15 protein-coding genes are annotated in these 15,865 nt (G+C 66.4%); 6 read left to right on the forward strand and 9 right to left on the reverse strand.

Annotated elements, in window-relative coordinates; all coding sequences use genetic code 11:
• Positions 1–93: 93 nt before the first annotated feature.
• The 4 genes from lpdA (at position 94) to pilH (ending at position 2,984) form a co-directional block, all read left to right on the forward strand.
• Positions 94–1,521, forward strand: coding sequence for a dihydrolipoyl dehydrogenase (gene lpdA / locus ACVKN3_RS09410; RefSeq protein WP_354514048.1), 1,428 nt, complete (start codon positions 94–96; stop codon positions 1,519–1,521).
• A 104-nt stretch (positions 1,522–1,625) separates the two neighbouring features.
• Positions 1,626–1,820 (forward strand): hypothetical protein, encoded by a 195-nt coding sequence (locus tag ACVKN3_RS09415; RefSeq protein WP_285402544.1) that lies wholly within the window; start codon positions 1,626–1,628, stop codon positions 1,818–1,820.
• The gene (locus ACVKN3_RS09420) at positions 1,813–2,415 is read left to right on the forward strand and encodes an LOG family protein (RefSeq protein WP_285402546.1); all 603 of its coding nucleotides are present in this window, start codon (positions 1,813–1,815) and stop codon (positions 2,413–2,415) included. Before ACVKN3_RS09415 ends, ACVKN3_RS09420 begins: the two co-directional genes overlap by 8 nt.
• A gap of 203 nt (positions 2,416–2,618) precedes the next feature.
• On the forward strand, positions 2,619–2,984 hold the full coding sequence (pilH, locus tag ACVKN3_RS09425; protein WP_354514046.1) for a twitching motility response regulator PilH: 366 nt from the start codon (positions 2,619–2,621) through the stop codon (positions 2,982–2,984).
• A 223-nt stretch (positions 2,985–3,207) separates the two neighbouring features.
• On the opposite strand, the gene ACVKN3_RS09430 is transcribed toward pilH, so the two are convergent.
• Positions 3,208–4,128, reverse strand: coding sequence for a DnaJ C-terminal domain-containing protein (locus ACVKN3_RS09430; protein WP_354514044.1), 921 nt, complete (start codon positions 4,126–4,128; stop codon positions 3,208–3,210).
• A 92-nt stretch (positions 4,129–4,220) separates the two neighbouring features.
• A complete protein-coding gene (locus ACVKN3_RS09435; RefSeq protein ID WP_354514042.1) occupies positions 4,221–4,679 on the reverse strand; it encodes an Hsp20/alpha crystallin family protein in 459 nt (152 codons plus the stop codon).
• Between the two features lie 160 nt (positions 4,680–4,839).
• Between ACVKN3_RS09435 and ACVKN3_RS09440 the strand changes: the two genes are divergently transcribed.
• Complete coding sequence (locus ACVKN3_RS09440; RefSeq protein ID WP_285402551.1) at positions 4,840–5,322, forward strand: peroxiredoxin; 483 nt, start codon at positions 4,840–4,842, stop codon at positions 5,320–5,322.
• 51 nt (positions 5,323–5,373) lie between these two features.
• Here the strand turns inward: ACVKN3_RS09440 and gyrA are convergent, their stop codons facing one another.
• From gyrA to ACVKN3_RS09475, 7 genes are all read right to left on the reverse strand, one after another.
• The gene (gyrA, locus tag ACVKN3_RS09445; RefSeq protein ID WP_354514040.1) at positions 5,374–8,025 is read right to left on the reverse strand and encodes a DNA gyrase subunit A; all 2,652 of its coding nucleotides are present in this window, start codon (positions 8,023–8,025) and stop codon (positions 5,374–5,376) included.
• Positions 8,026–8,164: 139 nt separating this feature from the next.
• Positions 8,165–8,578, reverse strand: a complete 414-nt coding sequence (locus tag ACVKN3_RS09450) for a GtrA family protein (RefSeq protein WP_354514038.1) — start codon at positions 8,576–8,578, stop codon at positions 8,165–8,167.
• A complete protein-coding gene (gene mtnA, locus ACVKN3_RS09455) occupies positions 8,575–9,588 on the reverse strand; it encodes an S-methyl-5-thioribose-1-phosphate isomerase (protein WP_456991619.1) in 1,014 nt (337 codons plus the stop codon). Before mtnA ends, ACVKN3_RS09450 begins: the two co-directional genes overlap by 4 nt.
• 85 nt (positions 9,589–9,673) lie before the next feature.
• Positions 9,674–10,741 carry a class III poly(R)-hydroxyalkanoic acid synthase subunit PhaC gene (locus tag ACVKN3_RS09460; protein WP_354514034.1) on the reverse strand — a complete coding sequence of 356 codons (1,068 nt, stop codon included), beginning with the start codon at positions 10,739–10,741 and terminating at the stop codon, positions 9,674–9,676.
• Positions 10,738–11,778: a poly(R)-hydroxyalkanoic acid synthase subunit PhaE gene (locus tag ACVKN3_RS09465; RefSeq protein ID WP_354514032.1), complete on the reverse strand. Its 1,041-nt coding sequence runs from the start codon at positions 11,776–11,778 to the stop codon at positions 10,738–10,740. The genes ACVKN3_RS09460 and ACVKN3_RS09465 overlap by 4 nt, the downstream gene beginning before the upstream one ends.
• Positions 11,779–11,796: 18 nt before the next feature.
• A complete protein-coding gene (locus ACVKN3_RS09470; RefSeq protein ID WP_354514030.1) occupies positions 11,797–14,151 on the reverse strand; it encodes a glycoside hydrolase family 3 N-terminal domain-containing protein in 2,355 nt (784 codons plus the stop codon).
• 85 nt (positions 14,152–14,236) lie between these two features.
• On the reverse strand, positions 14,237–14,803 hold the full coding sequence (locus ACVKN3_RS09475) for a TetR/AcrR family transcriptional regulator (RefSeq protein ID WP_354514028.1): 567 nt from the start codon (positions 14,801–14,803) through the stop codon (positions 14,237–14,239).
• 77 nt (positions 14,804–14,880) lie between these two features.
• On the opposite strand from ACVKN3_RS09475, the gene ACVKN3_RS09480 reads away from it, so the two are divergent.
• Positions 14,881–15,630: an SDR family NAD(P)-dependent oxidoreductase gene (locus tag ACVKN3_RS09480; protein WP_285402567.1), complete on the forward strand. Its 750-nt coding sequence runs from the start codon at positions 14,881–14,883 to the stop codon at positions 15,628–15,630.
• The last annotated feature ends 235 nt before the right edge of the window (positions 15,631–15,865 follow it).

Raw genomic sequence — 15,865 nt, forward strand, 5'->3', positions numbered from 1 at the left:
ACGTGAAAACGGGAGTCGAAAGACTCCCGTTTTCACGTTCCGACCCCATATATGGCGGCAGCACCCTTCCGCCGTTTCATCCGGAGCAAAGCAATGAGCGACAAGTTCGACGTCATCGTCATCGGTGCGGGCCCCGCGGGTTACGTGGCCGCGATCCGCGCCGCGCAGCTGGGCCTGAAGACCGCCGTGGTCGACGCGTTCGTCGGCAAGGACGGCAAGGCGGCCCTGGGCGGCACCTGCCTCAACGTGGGCTGCATCCCGTCCAAGGCGCTGCTGGATTCGTCCAAGCAGTTCCACAACCTGACGCACAACTTCAAGGATCACGGCATCACCGCCGAGAACCCGAAGATCGACATCGGCACGTTCATCGGCCGCAAGGACAAGATCGTCAAGCAGTTCACCGGCGGCGTGACCATGCTGTTCAAGGCGAACAAGGTCACCTCGTTCTTCGGCAAGGGCAAGCTGCTGAAGGGCAACGAAGTGGAAGTCACCGGCAACGACGGCACGGTGTCGACCATCTCGGCCACCAACGTCATCCTCGCCTCGGGCTCGGTGCCCATCGAGCTGCCGTTCGCCAAGTTCGACGGCAAGCACATCATCGACAACGCCGGCGCGCTCGACCTCACCGAGGTGCCCAAGCGCATGGGCGTGATCGGTGCCGGCGTGATCGGCCTGGAGCTGGGCAGCGTGTGGAAACGCCTCGGCGCCGAGGTCACGGTGCTGGAAGCCCTGCCGAAGTTCCTCGCCGTGGCCGACCAGGACATTGCCAAGATGGCCGCCCGCGAGTTCGCCAAGCAGGGCCTGGACATCAAGGTCAATGCGAAGGTCACCTCCGCCGAGGTCAAGGGTGACGAAGTGCACCTGGGCTACACCGACAAGGACGGCGCCGCGCAGACGCTGGTCGTCGACAAGCTGCTGGTCGCCGTCGGCCGTCGCGCCTACACCGCCGGCCTGCTGGCCGACGACACCGGCGTCAAGCTGGACGAGCGTGGCCGCATCGTGGTCGACGAGCACAACCACACCGGCGTCGATGGCGTCTGGGCCATCGGCGATGCCGTGCGCGGCCCGATGCTCGCGCACAAGGGTTCCGAGGAAGGCGTCATGGTGGCCGAGCTGATCGCCGGCAAGCCGGGCCACATCAACCTCGACACCGTGCCCTGGGTCATCTATACCGAGCCGGAAATCGCCTGGGTCGGCAAGACCGAAGAGCAGCTCAAGGAAGAAGGCATCCCCTACAAGACGGGCGCCTTCCCCTTCGCCGCCAACGGTCGCGCCGTAGCAATGAACGAGGGCATCGGCCAGGTCAAAATGATCGCCCACGCCGAAACCGATCGCATCCTCGGCGTGCACATGGTCGGCCCGGTGGTCTCCGAACTGATCCACGAGTGCGTCGTGGCGATGGAGTTCAAGGGCTCGTCGGAAGACCTGGCCCGCATCGTCCACGCCCACCCCGCCCTGTCGGAAGTCGTGCACGAAGCCGCCCTCTCGGTCGACAAGCGCGCCATCCACAAGGGCAACTGACCTAGCCCGCGCCACCGAAGCCCGCCCCTGCCCCAAGCAAGGGCGGGCTTCGTTGTTTGTACGCACGTTGCCGGAATGTTGCCGGAACACCGTAGGAGCGCACGATGTGCGCGATTCACGCCGCGACACGCCCAAACCCGGCGCACAGGCTCACCGGTTCGGCCTCAAAACATGTCGCGCACATCGTGCGCTCCTACACGCCTGGCCGGTTCGCGCACATCGTGCGCTCCTACGCGCCAGACCGGTTCGCGCAAAGCGTGCGCTCCTACAAATACATCGGAGACTTCAACCATGCGTGAGATCAGATCCCTCTGCGTCTACTGCGGATCCAACAGCGGCTCGCATCCGGCGTATGTCGAAGCGGCCACGGCTTTCGGGCAGCGGATGGCCCGCGAGGGCATCGCCCTGGTCTACGGCGGGGGCAAGGTCGGCCTCATGGGCACCGTGGCCGACGCCGTGCTCGCCGCGGGCGGCCGCGTCATCGGGGTCATTCCGCGCCAGCTGGTGGAAAAGGAGGTCGCCCACACCGGGCTGTCCGAGCTTCAGGTGGTCGAGACGATGCACCAGCGCAAGACGCGCATGTACGAGCTGTCCGACGCCTTCGTCGCGCTGCCCGGCGGCTTCGGCACCATGGACGAGATGTTCGAGATGCTGACCTGGGCCCAGCTGGGCCTGCACAGCTACCCCTGCGCCTTCCTGGACGTGCGCGGGTTTTACCAGGGCCTTGCGGCGAGCATGGACCACATGGTGGCCGAGGGCTTCGTCAAGTCGACCCAGCGCGACCAGGTGTGGTTCGGCGACGACATCGACGCCCTGTTCAACTGGATGCAGCACTACGAATCCAGCTACACGCCGAAATGGATCACCGCCACATCGGTCGATACGGGCGGTTGAGGGCGGCATTGGCCGTGTTAAGTCGCTGTCGAGGCAGGTTTAATCCGCCCGGCCATTGATACGGGCGCATCGGTCGGTAGAATGGCCCATCGCCAGAGGCGCAACGCGTGACGGATTACCGTCACGCGTGGTTATCGAAGATGCCCGCCCGGATGGCGGGGGTCACCAAGGAAACACATCGGGCTTTGCCCGGGGGAAAGTGAATGGCTCGCATCCTGATCGTCGACGATTCGCCGTCGCAGCTGCTGGGAATCAAGCGCATCGTCGAGAAGCTGGGCCACGAGGCCATCACCGCCGAGGACGGTGCCCAGGGCGTCGAAGTCGCCAAGCGCGAGATCCCCGACCTCATCCTGATGGACGTCGTCATGCCCAACCTCAACGGGTTCCAGGCCACGCGCACCATCAGCAAGGAAGAGACGACCAAGCACATCCCGATCATCCTGGTCACCACCAAGGACCAGGACACCGACAAGGTATGGGGCCTGCGCCAGGGCGCCAGGGCCTACGTGGTCAAGCCCATCAAGGAAGACGAACTGATCGCCGCCCTGAAGGAACACCTGCCGGCCTGAACGCCGGGCCGGACAACGTCTGGCCGCACAACGCATGGCCGGACGATGTCTGTATGGTCCGGACGGTCCGGACCATACCTGTAGGAGCGCACGATGTGCGCGATGGGGCTTGCCTCACCTTTGCAGGCTTGCCTCATCGCCGCTTCGTTGGCTTTTCGCGCACATCGTGCGCTCCTACGCCGCCCGCCGGATGGGCCGGGTGGGCCACGTGGGCGGGCGGGGATCAGGCGCGACGGGGGTCGAAGCCGCTGAAGGCGTCCTTGAACTCCGCGTAGGCCGCTTGCTCTTCGTGCGTTTCCGGCACGGGGACGCGAATCTCCAGCACCACGATCTGGTCGCCGGGCTCCGAGCCCGGCAGGCCACGCCCCTTGAGGCGCAGCTTGCGACCGGACTGCGAGCCGGCGGGGATACGCAGGTCCACGTGGCCGCCAAGGGTCGGCACGGGCACCGTGGCACCCAGCGCGGCTTCCCACGGGGTGATGGGCAGCGTGTGCGTGACGGTACGGCCGTCGAGGCGGAAGCGCGCATCGTCGCGGATGCCGATCTCCAGCAGCAGATCGCCCGAGGGGCCACCACCGGCGCCCGGGTGGCCCTGTCCGGCCAGACGGATCGTCTGCCCGGACGCGATGCCCGCCGGGATCTTCACTTCCAGCGTTCGCTCGCCGCCGTTCGAGTCGTTCAGCACCACGCGCGTCTTGCCGCCGGTGAAGGCGGTCTGCAGGTCGGTCTCGATCCTGGCCTGGATATCCCGGCCGCGACGCGCCTGGGCCTGCTGCTGCGGCCCCCTGCCCCGCCCGGCACCGCCGAACAGGCTTTCGAAGAAGTCGCTGAAGTCGCCGCCACCGCGGCCACCCATGTCACCGAAGTCGAAGCCACCACCGCCCTGGCCGAAGCCCGGGGGCGGACGGAACTGCTCGCCCTGGCGATAACCGCCGGCGCGGATCTGGTCGTACTGGCGGCGTTTCTCGGGATCTTTCAGGGCCTCGTTGGCCTCGTTGATCGCCTTGAACTTTTCCTCGGCCCCCGGCTCCTTGTTCTTGTCGGGATGGTATTTACGGGCAAGCTTGCGGTACGCCGCCTTGATCTCGGCGTCGGTCGCATCGGGCTTGACCCCTAAGGCTTCGTAGTAATCCTTGAACTCCACAGGCTCTCCCGGGCTTGTGTCGACAACCAAAAAACGAAATGCCCGCGGCGGAACGTGTCCACCGCGGGCCAGGCTTCCAAGCTTAGAGCGAATCAGCCCGCGGCGTTAACTACAATACGACGTGGCGCACTCTGGGCCTTCTTCGGAATGGCGATTTCGAGCACGCCGTTGGCGCCGGATGCCGTGATGCCCTCGGCATCGGCGCTCTCCGGCAGCGTGAACCGGCGCTTGAACGCACCCGCCGCACGCTCGACGCGGCTGAAGCTGCCTTCGGCCTCGCTGGCGAACGCCTTGCGCTCACCCGAGATGCTCAGCACGTTCTTTTCCATCTGGATCTCGATACCGGCCAGGTCCACCCCGGGCACGTCGGCCAGGATGAGGAATCGCCCGGCTTCTTCACGGATATCCACGCGCGGCGCCCAGGCGCTTTCAGCGCTGGCTGTGGCTGCGTTCGCCGGGATCTCGGCGCCGAAGAACTGATCGAACACGTTGCGGACGTCGCTGGCGAACACCGGCGCACGACGGAACGACACCTGACGAAGCTGGTTCATCTGTTTGACTCCCAAGAGGTTTTTCGGCCCGCTGGCCGTCTGGGATGAAACATATGACCGCCGCGGCGCGATTCAAGAGCACGCGGGCAACGGTTGCCGTCGCTTCAGCAAAAGCGCCTTCCCGTACACTCGGCACTTCCATCACCCCAAGGACCTTGCCATGACCATTGCCGTCGGCGACCGCATTCCCGAAGCCACGCTCGCCGTCTTCCAGGACGGCATCCAGACCGTCTCCAGCACCGACGTCCTCGGTAAGGGCAAGGTCGTGCTGTTCGCGGTACCCGGTGCCTTCACCCCGACCTGCTCCAACAGGCACCTGCCCGGCTACATCCAGCACCTGGAGGATTTCACGGCACGTGGGGTCACGGTTGCCTGCCTGTCCGTCAACGATGCCTTCGTGATGCACGCCTGGGGCGAATCGCAAGGGGTGCCCGACGGGCTGCTGATGCTCGGCGACGGCAATGCCACGTTTGCCAAGGCCATGGGCCTGGAACTGGACGGCACCAAGAATGGCATGGGTATTCGCGCGAAGCGTTTCGCCCTCTACGCGGAAGATGGCGTGGTCAAGGTGCTGAACGTCGAGGCGCCCGGCGAGTTCCGCGTGTCGACGGCGGAGACGATGTTGCAGGCGATCGACGGCTGAAAAAAAACCCCCGCGGATACCGCGGGGGTTTCTCGTGACGCGTCGTTCGGCTTATGCGTCGCTCGGTTCGGTGCCGTCGTCGTCCACCGGACCGCTTTCGACCGGCGGCATGTCCGCCGCCGCCTCGCCGTCGATCATGGCGACATCGTCGGCAAGTTCGCCGTCGATCTCCAGTTCCTCTTCCGCTTCCAGGCGCACGATGCCGATCAGCGTCTCGTCCTTGGGCAGCTTGATCAGGGTGACGCCCTGCGTATTGCGGCTGAGCTGCGAGACTTCGGACACACGCGTGCGCACCAGCGTGCCCTGGTCGGAGATAAGCATCAGCTGCTGCGTCTCGGTGACCTGGGTGGCGGCCACGAGCTGGCCGTTACGATCCGAACACTGGATGGCGATGACGCCCTGCGTGCCGCGGCCCTTCTTCGGGAATTCCTGCAGCTCGGTGCGCTTGCCGTAACCACGCGCCGTGGCGGTGAGGATGTCACCCTCGCCCTTGGCCACGATCAGCGAGACCACCTCGGAACCGTCGGCGAGGCGCATGCCGCGCACACCGGTGGCCGTACGACCCATCGAGCGGACGGTGCCTTCGTCGAAGCGTACCGACTTGCCGTTGGACGCGAATAGCAGCACGTCGCTTTCGCCGTTGGTCATGGCGACATCGACCAGCGCATCGCCCTCGTCGAGGTTGATGGCGGCCTTGCCCTTCTGCAGCTGGAACGCGAATTCCGTGAGCGGTGTTTTCTTCACCGTGCCCTGTCGGGTCGCGAAGAAGACGAAGCAGGTCGGATCGTACTCGCGCACCGGCAGCAAGGCCTGCACCTTCTCGCCCTCGCCCAGCGGCAGGAGGTTGACGATGGGCTTGCCGCGCGCACCCGGGCCGGCTTCCGGCATCTGGTACACCTTGAGCCAGTAGACGCGACCGGTGCTGGTGAAGGTGAGCAGCGTGTCGTGCGTGTTCACCACCCACAGCTGCTGCACCACGTCTTCGTTCTTCAGCGCCGACGCCGAACGGCCCTTGCCGCCGCGCTTCTGCGCACGGTAGAGGCTGGCCGGCTGCCGCTTGATGTAGCCGGTGTGCGACAGCGTGACCACGACATCCTCGGGCGCGATGAGGTCGAGGACGTTGAGGTCTTCCTGCGAATGCTGGATCTCGGTGCGACGGGCGTCGCCGTAGTCCGTGCGGATCTGTTCCAGTTCCTCGCGGATGACTTCGAGCAGGCGCGCCGGGTTTTCCAGGATATCGATGAGCCCACGGATGGCCTCGAGGATTTCCTTGTACTCGTCGGAGAGTTTTTCCTGCTCCAGGCCGGTGAGGCGATGCAGGCGCATCTGCAGGATCTCGGTGGCCTGGGCTTCGGACAGCTGGTAGCCGTCGTCACGCAGGCCGTCGCGCGGGTCCATGTCTTCCGGACGCGAGGAGGATGCGCCGGTGGCGGCGAGCAGCGCCTTGACCAGGCCCGGCTCCCAGCGACGCGCGACCATGCGCTCGCGGGCTTCCTGCGAGGAGGCCGACGTGCGGATCAGCTCGATCATCTCGTCGATGTTGGCCAGGGCGACCGTCAGGCCTTCGAGGATGTGCGCGCGCTGGCGTGCCTTGCGCAGGTCGAAGATGGTGCGACGGGTGACGACTTCGCGGCGATGGCGGATGAACGCCTCGAGGATGTCCTTGAGGTTCATCAACCTCGGCTGGCCGTCGAGCAGCGCGACCATGTTGATGCCGAAGGTGACCTGCAGCTGCGTCTGCTGGAACAGGTTGTTCAGCACCACGTCGCCCATGGCGTCGCGGCGGATCTCGATGACCACGCGCATGCCGTCCTTGTCGGACTCGTCGCGCAGCTCGCTGATGCCCTCGAGCTTCTTTTCCTTGACCAGCTCGGCGATCTTCTCGATCAGCCGTGCCTTGTTGACCTGGTAGGGAAGCTCGTGGATGAGGATGGTTTCGCGACCGTTGGCCTCGGTTTCGATCTCGGTGCGCGCGCGCACCAGGATGCGGCCACGGCCCGTGCGATAGGCCTCGACGATGCCGGAGGAGCCGTTGATGATGCCGGCGGTCGGGAAATCCGGACCGGGGATGTGCGTCATCAGTTCGTCGACGCCGAGCGAGGGTTCCTCGATCAGCGCCAGCGTGGCGTTGATCACCTCGGTCATGTTGTGCGGCGGGATGTTGGTGGCCATACCCACGGCGATGCCTGCGGAACCGTTGACCAGCAGGTTGGGCACGCGCGCCGGCAGGACCAGCGGCTCGCTTTCGCTTTCGTCGTAGTTCGGCCCGAAGTCGACGGTTTCCTTGTCGATGTCGGCAAGCAGTTCGTGCGTGAGGCGCGACATGCGCACCTCGGTGTATCGCATGGCGGCGGCGTTGTCGCCGTCGACCGAACCGAAGTTACCCTGGCCGTCGACCAGCATGTAGCGCAGCGAGAACGGCTGGGCCATGCGGACGATCGCGTCGTAGACCGACGAATCGCCGTGCGGGTGGTATTTACCGATGACGTCACCGACCACGCGGGCCGACTTCTTGTAGGCACGGTTCCAGCCGTTGCCCAGCTCGTTCATGGCGAACAGAACGCGTCGATGTACCGGCTTGAGGCCGTCGCGCACATCGGGCAACGCGCGCCCGACGATGACGCTCATCGCGTAGTCGAGATAGCTCTGACGCATCTCGTCTTCGATGTTGACGCGAATGATTTCTTTGGCGAGTTCTGCCATCAAACGGCTTCCTGGATGTCCATCAAAATGCCCCCGTCGCCCGCATGTGTCGCGGTATCGCGACGCGGCCGACCCAACCTGTCGATAGTATCACAACGGGTGTCGAAAAGACAGCTAAAAACGGCGTAAAAACAATTACTTACGCGGCTGTTTTCCGGCTGCGGAAAAGCAGGGTCCTGGCGAAGAGGAAATTGGCCGTGGCGCCGACCGCGGAGCCCGCCGCCACGGCCACCGCGGGCCAGGGGCGCAGCGCGGGAAACGCCTCGAGCACGACGAGGTAGACGCCGTTGTTGACCACCGCGCCGGCGGCCATCAGGCCCATCCAGTGGAGCCATTCCGCGCGCGCGCTTCGCCCGGACTGGCGGTGCGCGAAGGTGTGCCGGCGGTTCCACCACCAGGTGGCCGTGGCAGCCGACAGGAACGACACGATACGCGCGGTGTAGATGTTCCAGCCGGCGAAGCTGACCAGCGACTGGGCGATGCCGGCGTCGACCAGCAGGCCCAGCACGCCACCCACCGCGAACAACAGCAGTTCGCGGCGGACATGGCTCACGGGAACAGTGTCCGCATCTGTGTCTCGTCGGGCTTGAGGATCACGCCGCGCTCGGTGACGATGGCGTCGATCAACCCGGCCGGGGTTACGTCGAACACCGGGTTCCATGCGTCCGCGCCTTCGATCACGGTGCGCGTTCCGGACATCGACAGGAGCTCCGCCGCGTCGCGCAGTTCGATCTCGATGTCGTCGCCGTGGGCGGTGGCCATGTCCACCGTGGTCGACGGGGCCACCACCATGAATTTGACCCCGTGGTGCCGCGCCGCGATGGCCAGCTGGTAGGTGCCGATCTTGTTGGCGGTGTCGCCGTTGGCGGCGATGCGGTCCGCCCCCACGATCACCCACGTCACCTTGCCGTCCTTGAGCAGGTGCGACGCGGCGGAGTCGGCGATCAGGCGCGCGGGGATACCGTCGCGTACGAGTTCCCACATGGTCAGGCGCGCACCCTGCTGCCAGGGGCGGGTTTCGCCGGCGTAGACCTGCTCGATATGGCCGGAGGCGACACCCGCGCGGATGACGCCGAGCGCGGTGCCGTAACCGGCCGTGGCCAGCGAGCCGGTATTGCAATGGGTGAGCACGTGCGAGCCCGGCTCGATCAGGGCCGCGCCCAGTTCGCCCATGTGGCGGTTGGCAGCGAGGTCCTCGTCCTGGATGGCCTGGGCCTCGCGCGTCAGCGCATCGGTGTCGGCGCCCTCGGCGATGCGGCGGTTCATGCGATCCAGCGCCCACATCAGGTTGACCGCCGTGGGCCGCGCCGCACGCAGCGTGGCCATCGCGGCCGGCAGGTCCTGCCCTGCCCGCGCCGCCAGCACCACGCCCCACGCGGCGGCGATGCCGATCGCGGGCGCGCCGCGCACGGCCAGGTCACGGATGGCGGTGGTGACCTGGTCGGCCGTGGTGCTATCGAACCAGACTTCCTCGGCGGGAAGCCGCCGCTGGTCGAGCAGGCGCAGGCGGTCGCCGTGCCATTGCACGGCACGAATGGAATCGTGGGAGGCGTGGGTGTTCATCGGCGCATTATCGCATTGGCAATGGGGGTGGCGCATCGCGGTCGGGTGGCGTATCGCGGGGGTGTTTCGCGCGCATCGCGCGCTCCTACCGGGCGGCCAGCCACGCGTGGATGGCGGGGGGAACCTGCTTTTGCGCGCGGCCGGAGACGTAGATGCCGATGTGGCCGCCCTGGAAGGCCAGGGCCGTGTAGTCGTCGCTGCCGATCGCCTCGCCCATGGGCGTCGACGCGGCGGGCGGGACCAGGTGATCCTGTTCGGCGTAGACGTTGAGCACGGGCTGCGTGATGCGCTTCAGGTCGACCCGGCGGGCGCCGATCATCGCCTCGCCCTTGATCAGCAGATTTTTCTGGAAGAAATCGCGCGCGAACTCGCGGAACGCCTCGCCCGCCTGGTCCGGCGAATCGAAGATCCACTTTTCCATGCGCAGGAAGTTTTCCACTTCCTTCGGGTTGTCCAGGATATCGACCAGGCTGACGTACTTCTGCTGGTTGAGGCGTACCGGTTTCAGCGTGAGGTAGGCGAAGTTCATCAGGTCGGCGGGGATGTTGCCCATCGTGTCGACGAACAGGTCGATGTCGATGTTACGCGCCCAGTGCGACAGCATGTTGTCCGGCGTATGGAAGTCTACCGGCGTGACCATGGTGACGAGGTTGCGCACCTTTTCCGGATGCAGCGCCGCGTAGCACAGCGAGAACACCCCGCCCTGGCAGATGCCGAGCAGGTTGAGCGCTTCACCGTCGTGGCGTGCACGCACCGCGTCGACACACCGATCGAGATAGCCGTCGATGTAATCCTCCAGCGTGAGCCAGCGGTCGGCGCCGTCGGGGTAGCCCCAGTCGATCAGGTAGACGTCCTCACCCTGCTCGAGCAGGTTGCGCACCATCGAGCGGTCTTCCTGCAGGTCGACCATCCACGGCGTGTTGACCAGCGCGTAGCAGATCAGCAACGGGGTCGTCGCCGTTGGCGTCCTGCTGCCCTTGAAGTGCCATAGGGTGAGCTTGTCTTCCGTATAGACGGCTTCGCGCGGCGTCGTGCCGAGTTCGATCGGGCCGACGTGTTTCAGCGTTTCCATGCCGGCTTCGAGCTTGCGCCGGAAGGCTTCCACTTCGGCCTGCGCACGGGCGGGGTCGAACGCGAACGGGTGGTCGCTCATCGTTTAGTGCCCCGGGTAGCCGGCTTCTTCGGTTGAGTCTTCTTCACCGCGGCCTTCTTCACGGCGGCCTTCGTCACGGCAGCCTTCTTCACAGGGGCCTTCGTCGTACCGCCCCTCTTCGCCGACGCCGGCTTCACCGCAGGCCCGGGGCTCGTGCCCGAACCGCGCAGCGCGGCGATGTCCGCCTTCAGCGCATCGACCTCGGCGGCCACACCCTGCAACTTGCGCAACTCGCGGCGCATCGATTGCAGGCGCTCGCCGAGGCTGTCGACCTCGGTCCGGGTGGGCATGCCGGCCTGGACGGCGAAACGCTCGACCTGTTTCTGCTGCAGCCGCTTCAGCTGCATCTGCGCGTTGACCAGGGCCGCGTAGACGTCCTTGAATTCTTCCGACAGCGCAGCCTCGCCATAGCTCTCTTCAGCGAGGTTGACCCAACGGTCGTACACCGAGCGCATCGAGTCGGTATCGGTGGGCGGCGCCTGCTGGCGCAACGCCGCCGTCGCGCGATCCTGCACCCCTTGCAGCAGCGTCTGGTAGCGCTGGTAGTGCTCGGCGTAGTCGATCCACGCGCGTAGCAGCGCCTGCTGTTCTTCCTGCTGCTCGCGGGTCAGGCCGAACGCCGGCATCGACAACGCTTCGCGCGCCACGCGGGCCCAGTCGTCGAAGTGCTGCGTGCCGGGCGGAGCCGTGGCGCCGGGCGGCGCGCCATAGCCGAACGGCCCCGTGCCAGGGGCGCCCGCCATGAACGGCGGCATGCCCGGGCCGCCTGGTCCGAACGGCATCGGGCCGGGACCTGCCCCGCCGAAGGGCGGCGTGCCACCCATCGCGAAAGGCGCTGCCAGCGGTTCGCCGGCGGTAAACGAGCGCATCCAGTCGCCGTAGCCACCGAGGCCGGTGAACATGCGGGACATGATGTCGGCGGGACCGACCTCGCCCACCGCCTCGGCCTTGGGGTCGAACTGGCGCGACCAGGCCTCGAGCCCGTCGCGGACCAGGGCCTGGTACTGATCGATGAAATCGTGGGGTTTGTCAGCCATGCCGCTATGGTACGGCACTCACGGCGTCACCTCGAATACGGCTTCACGGTCGGCCGTGGAACGGCCGCCGACCCACACCGTGTAGCGCGTCGGCTCGACCACCTGGACGCTTTGGCGGTTCCAGAACGAGAGCTCGGCAAAGCCGAGCGGGAACGTGACCTGCTTCGACTCGCCGGGTTGCAGGCTTACCCGCTGGAAGCCCTGGAGGCTACGCACCGGCTGTTCGAGGCTGGCACCGAGGTTGCGCACGTAAAGCTGGACCACTTCCGTGCCCGCGCGCGAGCCGGTGTTCTTCACCGTGGCGGACACCGTGACGAGATCCTTCGCACCCGGTCGGTTCGCCTCCGCGAGTGGCAGGCTTGCACGCGAGACCCGTACGTCCGAATAGCCGAACGTGGTGTACGACAGGCCGTGACCGAACGGATAGAGGGCTGCGTTGGGCGTGTCGATATAACGCGACACGAAGGTCGTGTCGTGCGACGGAGGCTTCCGCGTATCGGCGTCACCCGCAGGGCGTCCCGTCGGGAACGCGTTGTAGTACAGCGGCTCCTGCCCTTCCGTATACGGGAAGCTCATGGTCAGCTTGCCGCTGGGCGCCACGTCGCCGAACACCACGTCAGCCACCGCGTTGCCCGCCTCGACACCCGGGAACCATACGGACATGATCGCCGGCACGTGCCGGTCGGCCCAGTCGAGTACGAGCGGACGACCGGAGAACACCAGCAGCACCACCGGCTTACCGCTGGCCACGACCTGTTCGAGCAGCGTCTGCTGGTTGCCCGGCAGCCCCAGGTGGGCGCGGGCGCCCGCTTCGCCACTCATGTGCGCGGCCTCTCCCAGCGCCATGATGACAACGTCCGCGCGTGCGGCCGCCTTCAGCGCGTCGGCGAAACCGGCCTCCGAGGCGCCATCGATTGCCGTGCCCTGCGCGTAGATCAGCTCACCGCCGTTCGCTTTCAGGCGGTCGCCAAGTCCCTTGCGCAACGTGGTGAAATCGTCGAACGTGCGCGCGCCACCCCACGGGCCCTGCATCTCCTTCGCCGCATCCGCCAGCGGACCGATCAAGGCAACGTGTCGTACATGGGCGTCGAGCGGCAGCAATGGCTTGGCCCCGACCGTGCCGTTCTTCAACAGCACGAATGACTCCTCCGCCGCGCGGCGGGCCAGCGCACGGTTCGCGGCCGACGGCCCGGTGGGCTCGACGCCACGCGCGTACGGGTGCTCGAAGAGGCCGAGGGCGAATTTCACCCGCAGGACACGGCGCACGGCTTCGTCCACCGTGGCCATCGACAGCGTGCCCTGGTCCAGCAGCGCCGGAATCTGCGTGTCGTAGTAATGGCTCATCATGTCCATTTCCACGCCCGCCTGCAGCGCCTTGCGCGTGGCGGTGGCCGCATCCGGCGCGATGCCGTGATGGGTCAGTTCCATGATCGCCGTGTAGTCGCTGACGACGAAGCCGTTGAAGCCCCACTCCTTCCGCAGCACGTCGGTCATGAGGTAGGGATCGGCCGTGGCCGGTACACCGTTGAGCGCGTTGAACGCGCTCATCATCGTCGCCGCGCCCTCGTCGACCGCCGCGCGATACGGCGGCAGGTAGACCTGACGCAGACGCACGTCGGACATGTCGGTGGTGTTGTATTCCCTGCCCGCTTCGGCGGCACCGTACGCAGCGAAATGCTTGACCGACGCCGCCACGCTTTCAGGGTCGGCCAGGTCGTTGCCCTGGTAGCCACGGATATACGCGCGGGCGATGGCCGCGCCCAGGTACGCATCCTCGCCGGCGCCCTCCGCCGACCGACCCCAGCGCGCGTCGCGCGAGACATCGACCATCGGCGAGAACACCCATTTCACGCCGCCGCGGGTCGCTTCGAGCGCGGCCATGCGTGACAGGTCCTGCACGAGCTGCGGATCCCACGTCGCCGAAAGCGCCAGCGGAATCGGATAGATGGTGCGATAGCCGTGGATGATGTCCGCGCCAAACAGCAAGGGGATGCCGAGGCGACTCTTCAGCGCGGCCTCCTGGAAGGGCCGCGTCTTCGCCGCGCCGACCAGGTTGAGCACGGAGCCCAATTCACCCTTGCGGGCGAGCGCCATCGTGTCGACCTTCGTGCGTGTTTCCGGGTTCGGCGCGAACGCATCGGTGTCCGTCGCCGTCGATCCGCCCTGGGCGGCGTACTGCGAAAGCTGGCCAACCTTCTCCTGCAACGTCATGCGCGCCAGCAGCGCATCGACCTTCCTTTCGATGTCGGGAGACGCGATCTGCGCGTTCGAAGGCGCGGCGGCCGTGTCGGTGGCGTGCGCGGGGCAGACCGCGACGGGCACCGCGGCGAGGCCGAGCGCGATGCAAAAGCCAAGGCGGATGGGGTGCGGCATGGTCGGCTCCGAGGGCGCGATAACCCGCCGAGACTGCCAGCGAAACGTTTACACCGCCATGGGTATCGGTCACGGATGGACGCGCTCAGCGCGTGCCGATGCCGTCCAGGAAAACGCCCACCAGATGATCCACGCGCGATGTCGTCGTGACATCCTGTTCGACCGACAGGCAGATGGCCATCACGACGCAGACCAGGTCACCCACAGTCACGTCGCCACGGATCACGCCCGCCGCCTGTGCGCGTTCGAGCAGACGCTGCGCTTCTTGGCTGCTGGCCTGACACCCCGCAGCGCCGCTCTTGAGCACGGCGCCCAGCGACGCAGCCAGCCCGCGGTAATGGGTGGTGTGGCCGACCAGCTCACGGACGAAGCTGCGCACCGACGCTTCCTCGCCAAGGGCATCGCGCGTCCGGCTGGCCTCGGCAAGCTCGAGCAGGCGCGTGTCGCTCAGCGCCGCCAGCAGCTCGTCCCGTGTAGCGAAACGACGATAAAGCGTGCCGATGCCGACCCCGGCGCGCTTGGCGACCTCCTCGAGCGAGGCGTCGGCCCCACGCTCGACGAACACCGCCTCCGCCGCCTCGAGAATCCGCTCGCGGTTACGCGCGGCATCCGCACGAAGCGGTGTCTCGTCAGTGACGAGCTTTCGGTTCATGAACTCCCTCCATTGATAAGTGGATGATGCCTCCATATACTAAGTGGAGCAACCCTCCACTTCATAAGGACTCTGGTATGGCACAGCGATTCGAGAACAAGGTAGTCGTCATCACGGGCGGCAGCGAAGGTATCGGGCTGGCGACGGCCAAGGCCTTCGTCGCCGAGGGAGCCACGGTCTACATCACCGGCCGCCGGCAGGACCGGCTCGATGCAGCGGTGCGCGAGATCGGCGCCGGCGCCATCGGCGTCCAGGGCGACGCCTCGCGTCTGGACGATCTGGACCGCCTGTACGACATCGTCAAGCGCGACCACGGCAAGGTGGACGTGCTCTTCGGCAATGCCGGTATCGCTGAATCCGACGCACGTCCCCTGGGTGAGATCGATGAAGCCGCCTTCGAACACATCTTCGGCCTCAACGTGCGCGGCCTGATCTTCACCGTGCAAAAAGCGCTTCCGCTGATGGCCAAGGGCGGCGCCGTGGTGCTCAACGGTTCGGTGGCCGGCAGTAAGGGCTTCCCGGGTCAGTCGCTGTATAACGCAAGCAAGGCGGCCGTGCGCTCGTTCGCCCGCAGTTGGACGTCCGATCTGAAAGACCGCGGCATCCGCGTCAACGTGGTATCGCCCAGCGGTACCGAAACGAAGCTGATGCGCGGCTACCTGGACACGCGGCCGGGCGTGGAAGACATGTTCAACCAGGTGGTGCCCCTCGGCCGCCTGGGGCAGCCGGATGAAATGGCCCGCGCCGTGCTGTTCCTGGCGTCGGACGAGAGCAGCTACATCGCCGGTACCGAACTCTTCGTGGATGGCGGTCTGCTGGCTGTGTAGGAAGGGCCATCGCGGATTGCCGTGGAGGGCTCGCCTGCGGCATCGCGTTGGGCCTCGAGCCTTGGCGTCTGGGAGCAAGAGCCGGCGGGTGCCACCCTCGGGGCCACGCCTGCGGCGACCCGTCAAGGAAGGGCCGCGTGCGCGGCCGTGTATCTATTCCCCTACGGGGCGGGTCGGGCTTCGAACGGGGGTTTCCGATTCGCCATCCATGGCTCAGCGGAAACGGCCGGCCGTC

The sequence above is a fragment of the Luteibacter sp. PvP120 genome, assembly GCF_054055715.1.

Excerpts from the sequence above, each read along its gene's own strand:
- lpdA (WP_354514048.1), top strand. The coding sequence starts at position 94 with ATGAGCGACAAGTTCGACGTCATCGTCATCGGTGCGGGCCCCGCGGGT.
- ACVKN3_RS09465 (WP_354514032.1), bottom strand. The coding sequence starts at position 11,778 with ATGGCTGACAAACCCCACGATTTCATCGATCAGTACCAGGCCCTGGTC.
- ACVKN3_RS09470 (WP_354514030.1), bottom strand. The coding sequence starts at position 14,151 with ATGCCGCACCCCATCCGCCTTGGCTTTTGCATCGCGCTCGGCCTCGCC.
- ACVKN3_RS09415 (WP_285402544.1), top strand. The coding sequence starts at position 1,626 with ATGTGCGCGATTCACGCCGCGACACGCCCAAACCCGGCGCACAGGCTC.
- ACVKN3_RS09440 (WP_285402551.1), top strand. The coding sequence starts at position 4,840 with ATGACCATTGCCGTCGGCGACCGCATTCCCGAAGCCACGCTCGCCGTC.
- mtnA (WP_456991619.1), bottom strand. The coding sequence starts at position 9,588 with ATGAACACCCACGCCTCCCACGATTCCATTCGTGCCGTGCAATGGCAC.
- ACVKN3_RS09435 (WP_354514042.1), bottom strand. The coding sequence starts at position 4,679 with ATGAACCAGCTTCGTCAGGTGTCGTTCCGTCGTGCGCCGGTGTTCGCC.
- ACVKN3_RS09480 (WP_285402567.1), top strand. The coding sequence starts at position 14,881 with ATGGCACAGCGATTCGAGAACAAGGTAGTCGTCATCACGGGCGGCAGC.
- ACVKN3_RS09475 (WP_354514028.1), bottom strand. The coding sequence starts at position 14,803 with ATGAACCGAAAGCTCGTCACTGACGAGACACCGCTTCGTGCGGATGCC.
- ACVKN3_RS09460 (WP_354514034.1), bottom strand. The coding sequence starts at position 10,741 with ATGAGCGACCACCCGTTCGCGTTCGACCCCGCCCGTGCGCAGGCCGAA.
- ACVKN3_RS09420 (WP_285402546.1), top strand. The coding sequence starts at position 1,813 with ATGCGTGAGATCAGATCCCTCTGCGTCTACTGCGGATCCAACAGCGGC.
- gyrA (WP_354514040.1), bottom strand. The coding sequence starts at position 8,025 with ATGGCAGAACTCGCCAAAGAAATCATTCGCGTCAACATCGAAGACGAG.
- pilH (WP_354514046.1), top strand. The coding sequence starts at position 2,619 with ATGGCTCGCATCCTGATCGTCGACGATTCGCCGTCGCAGCTGCTGGGA.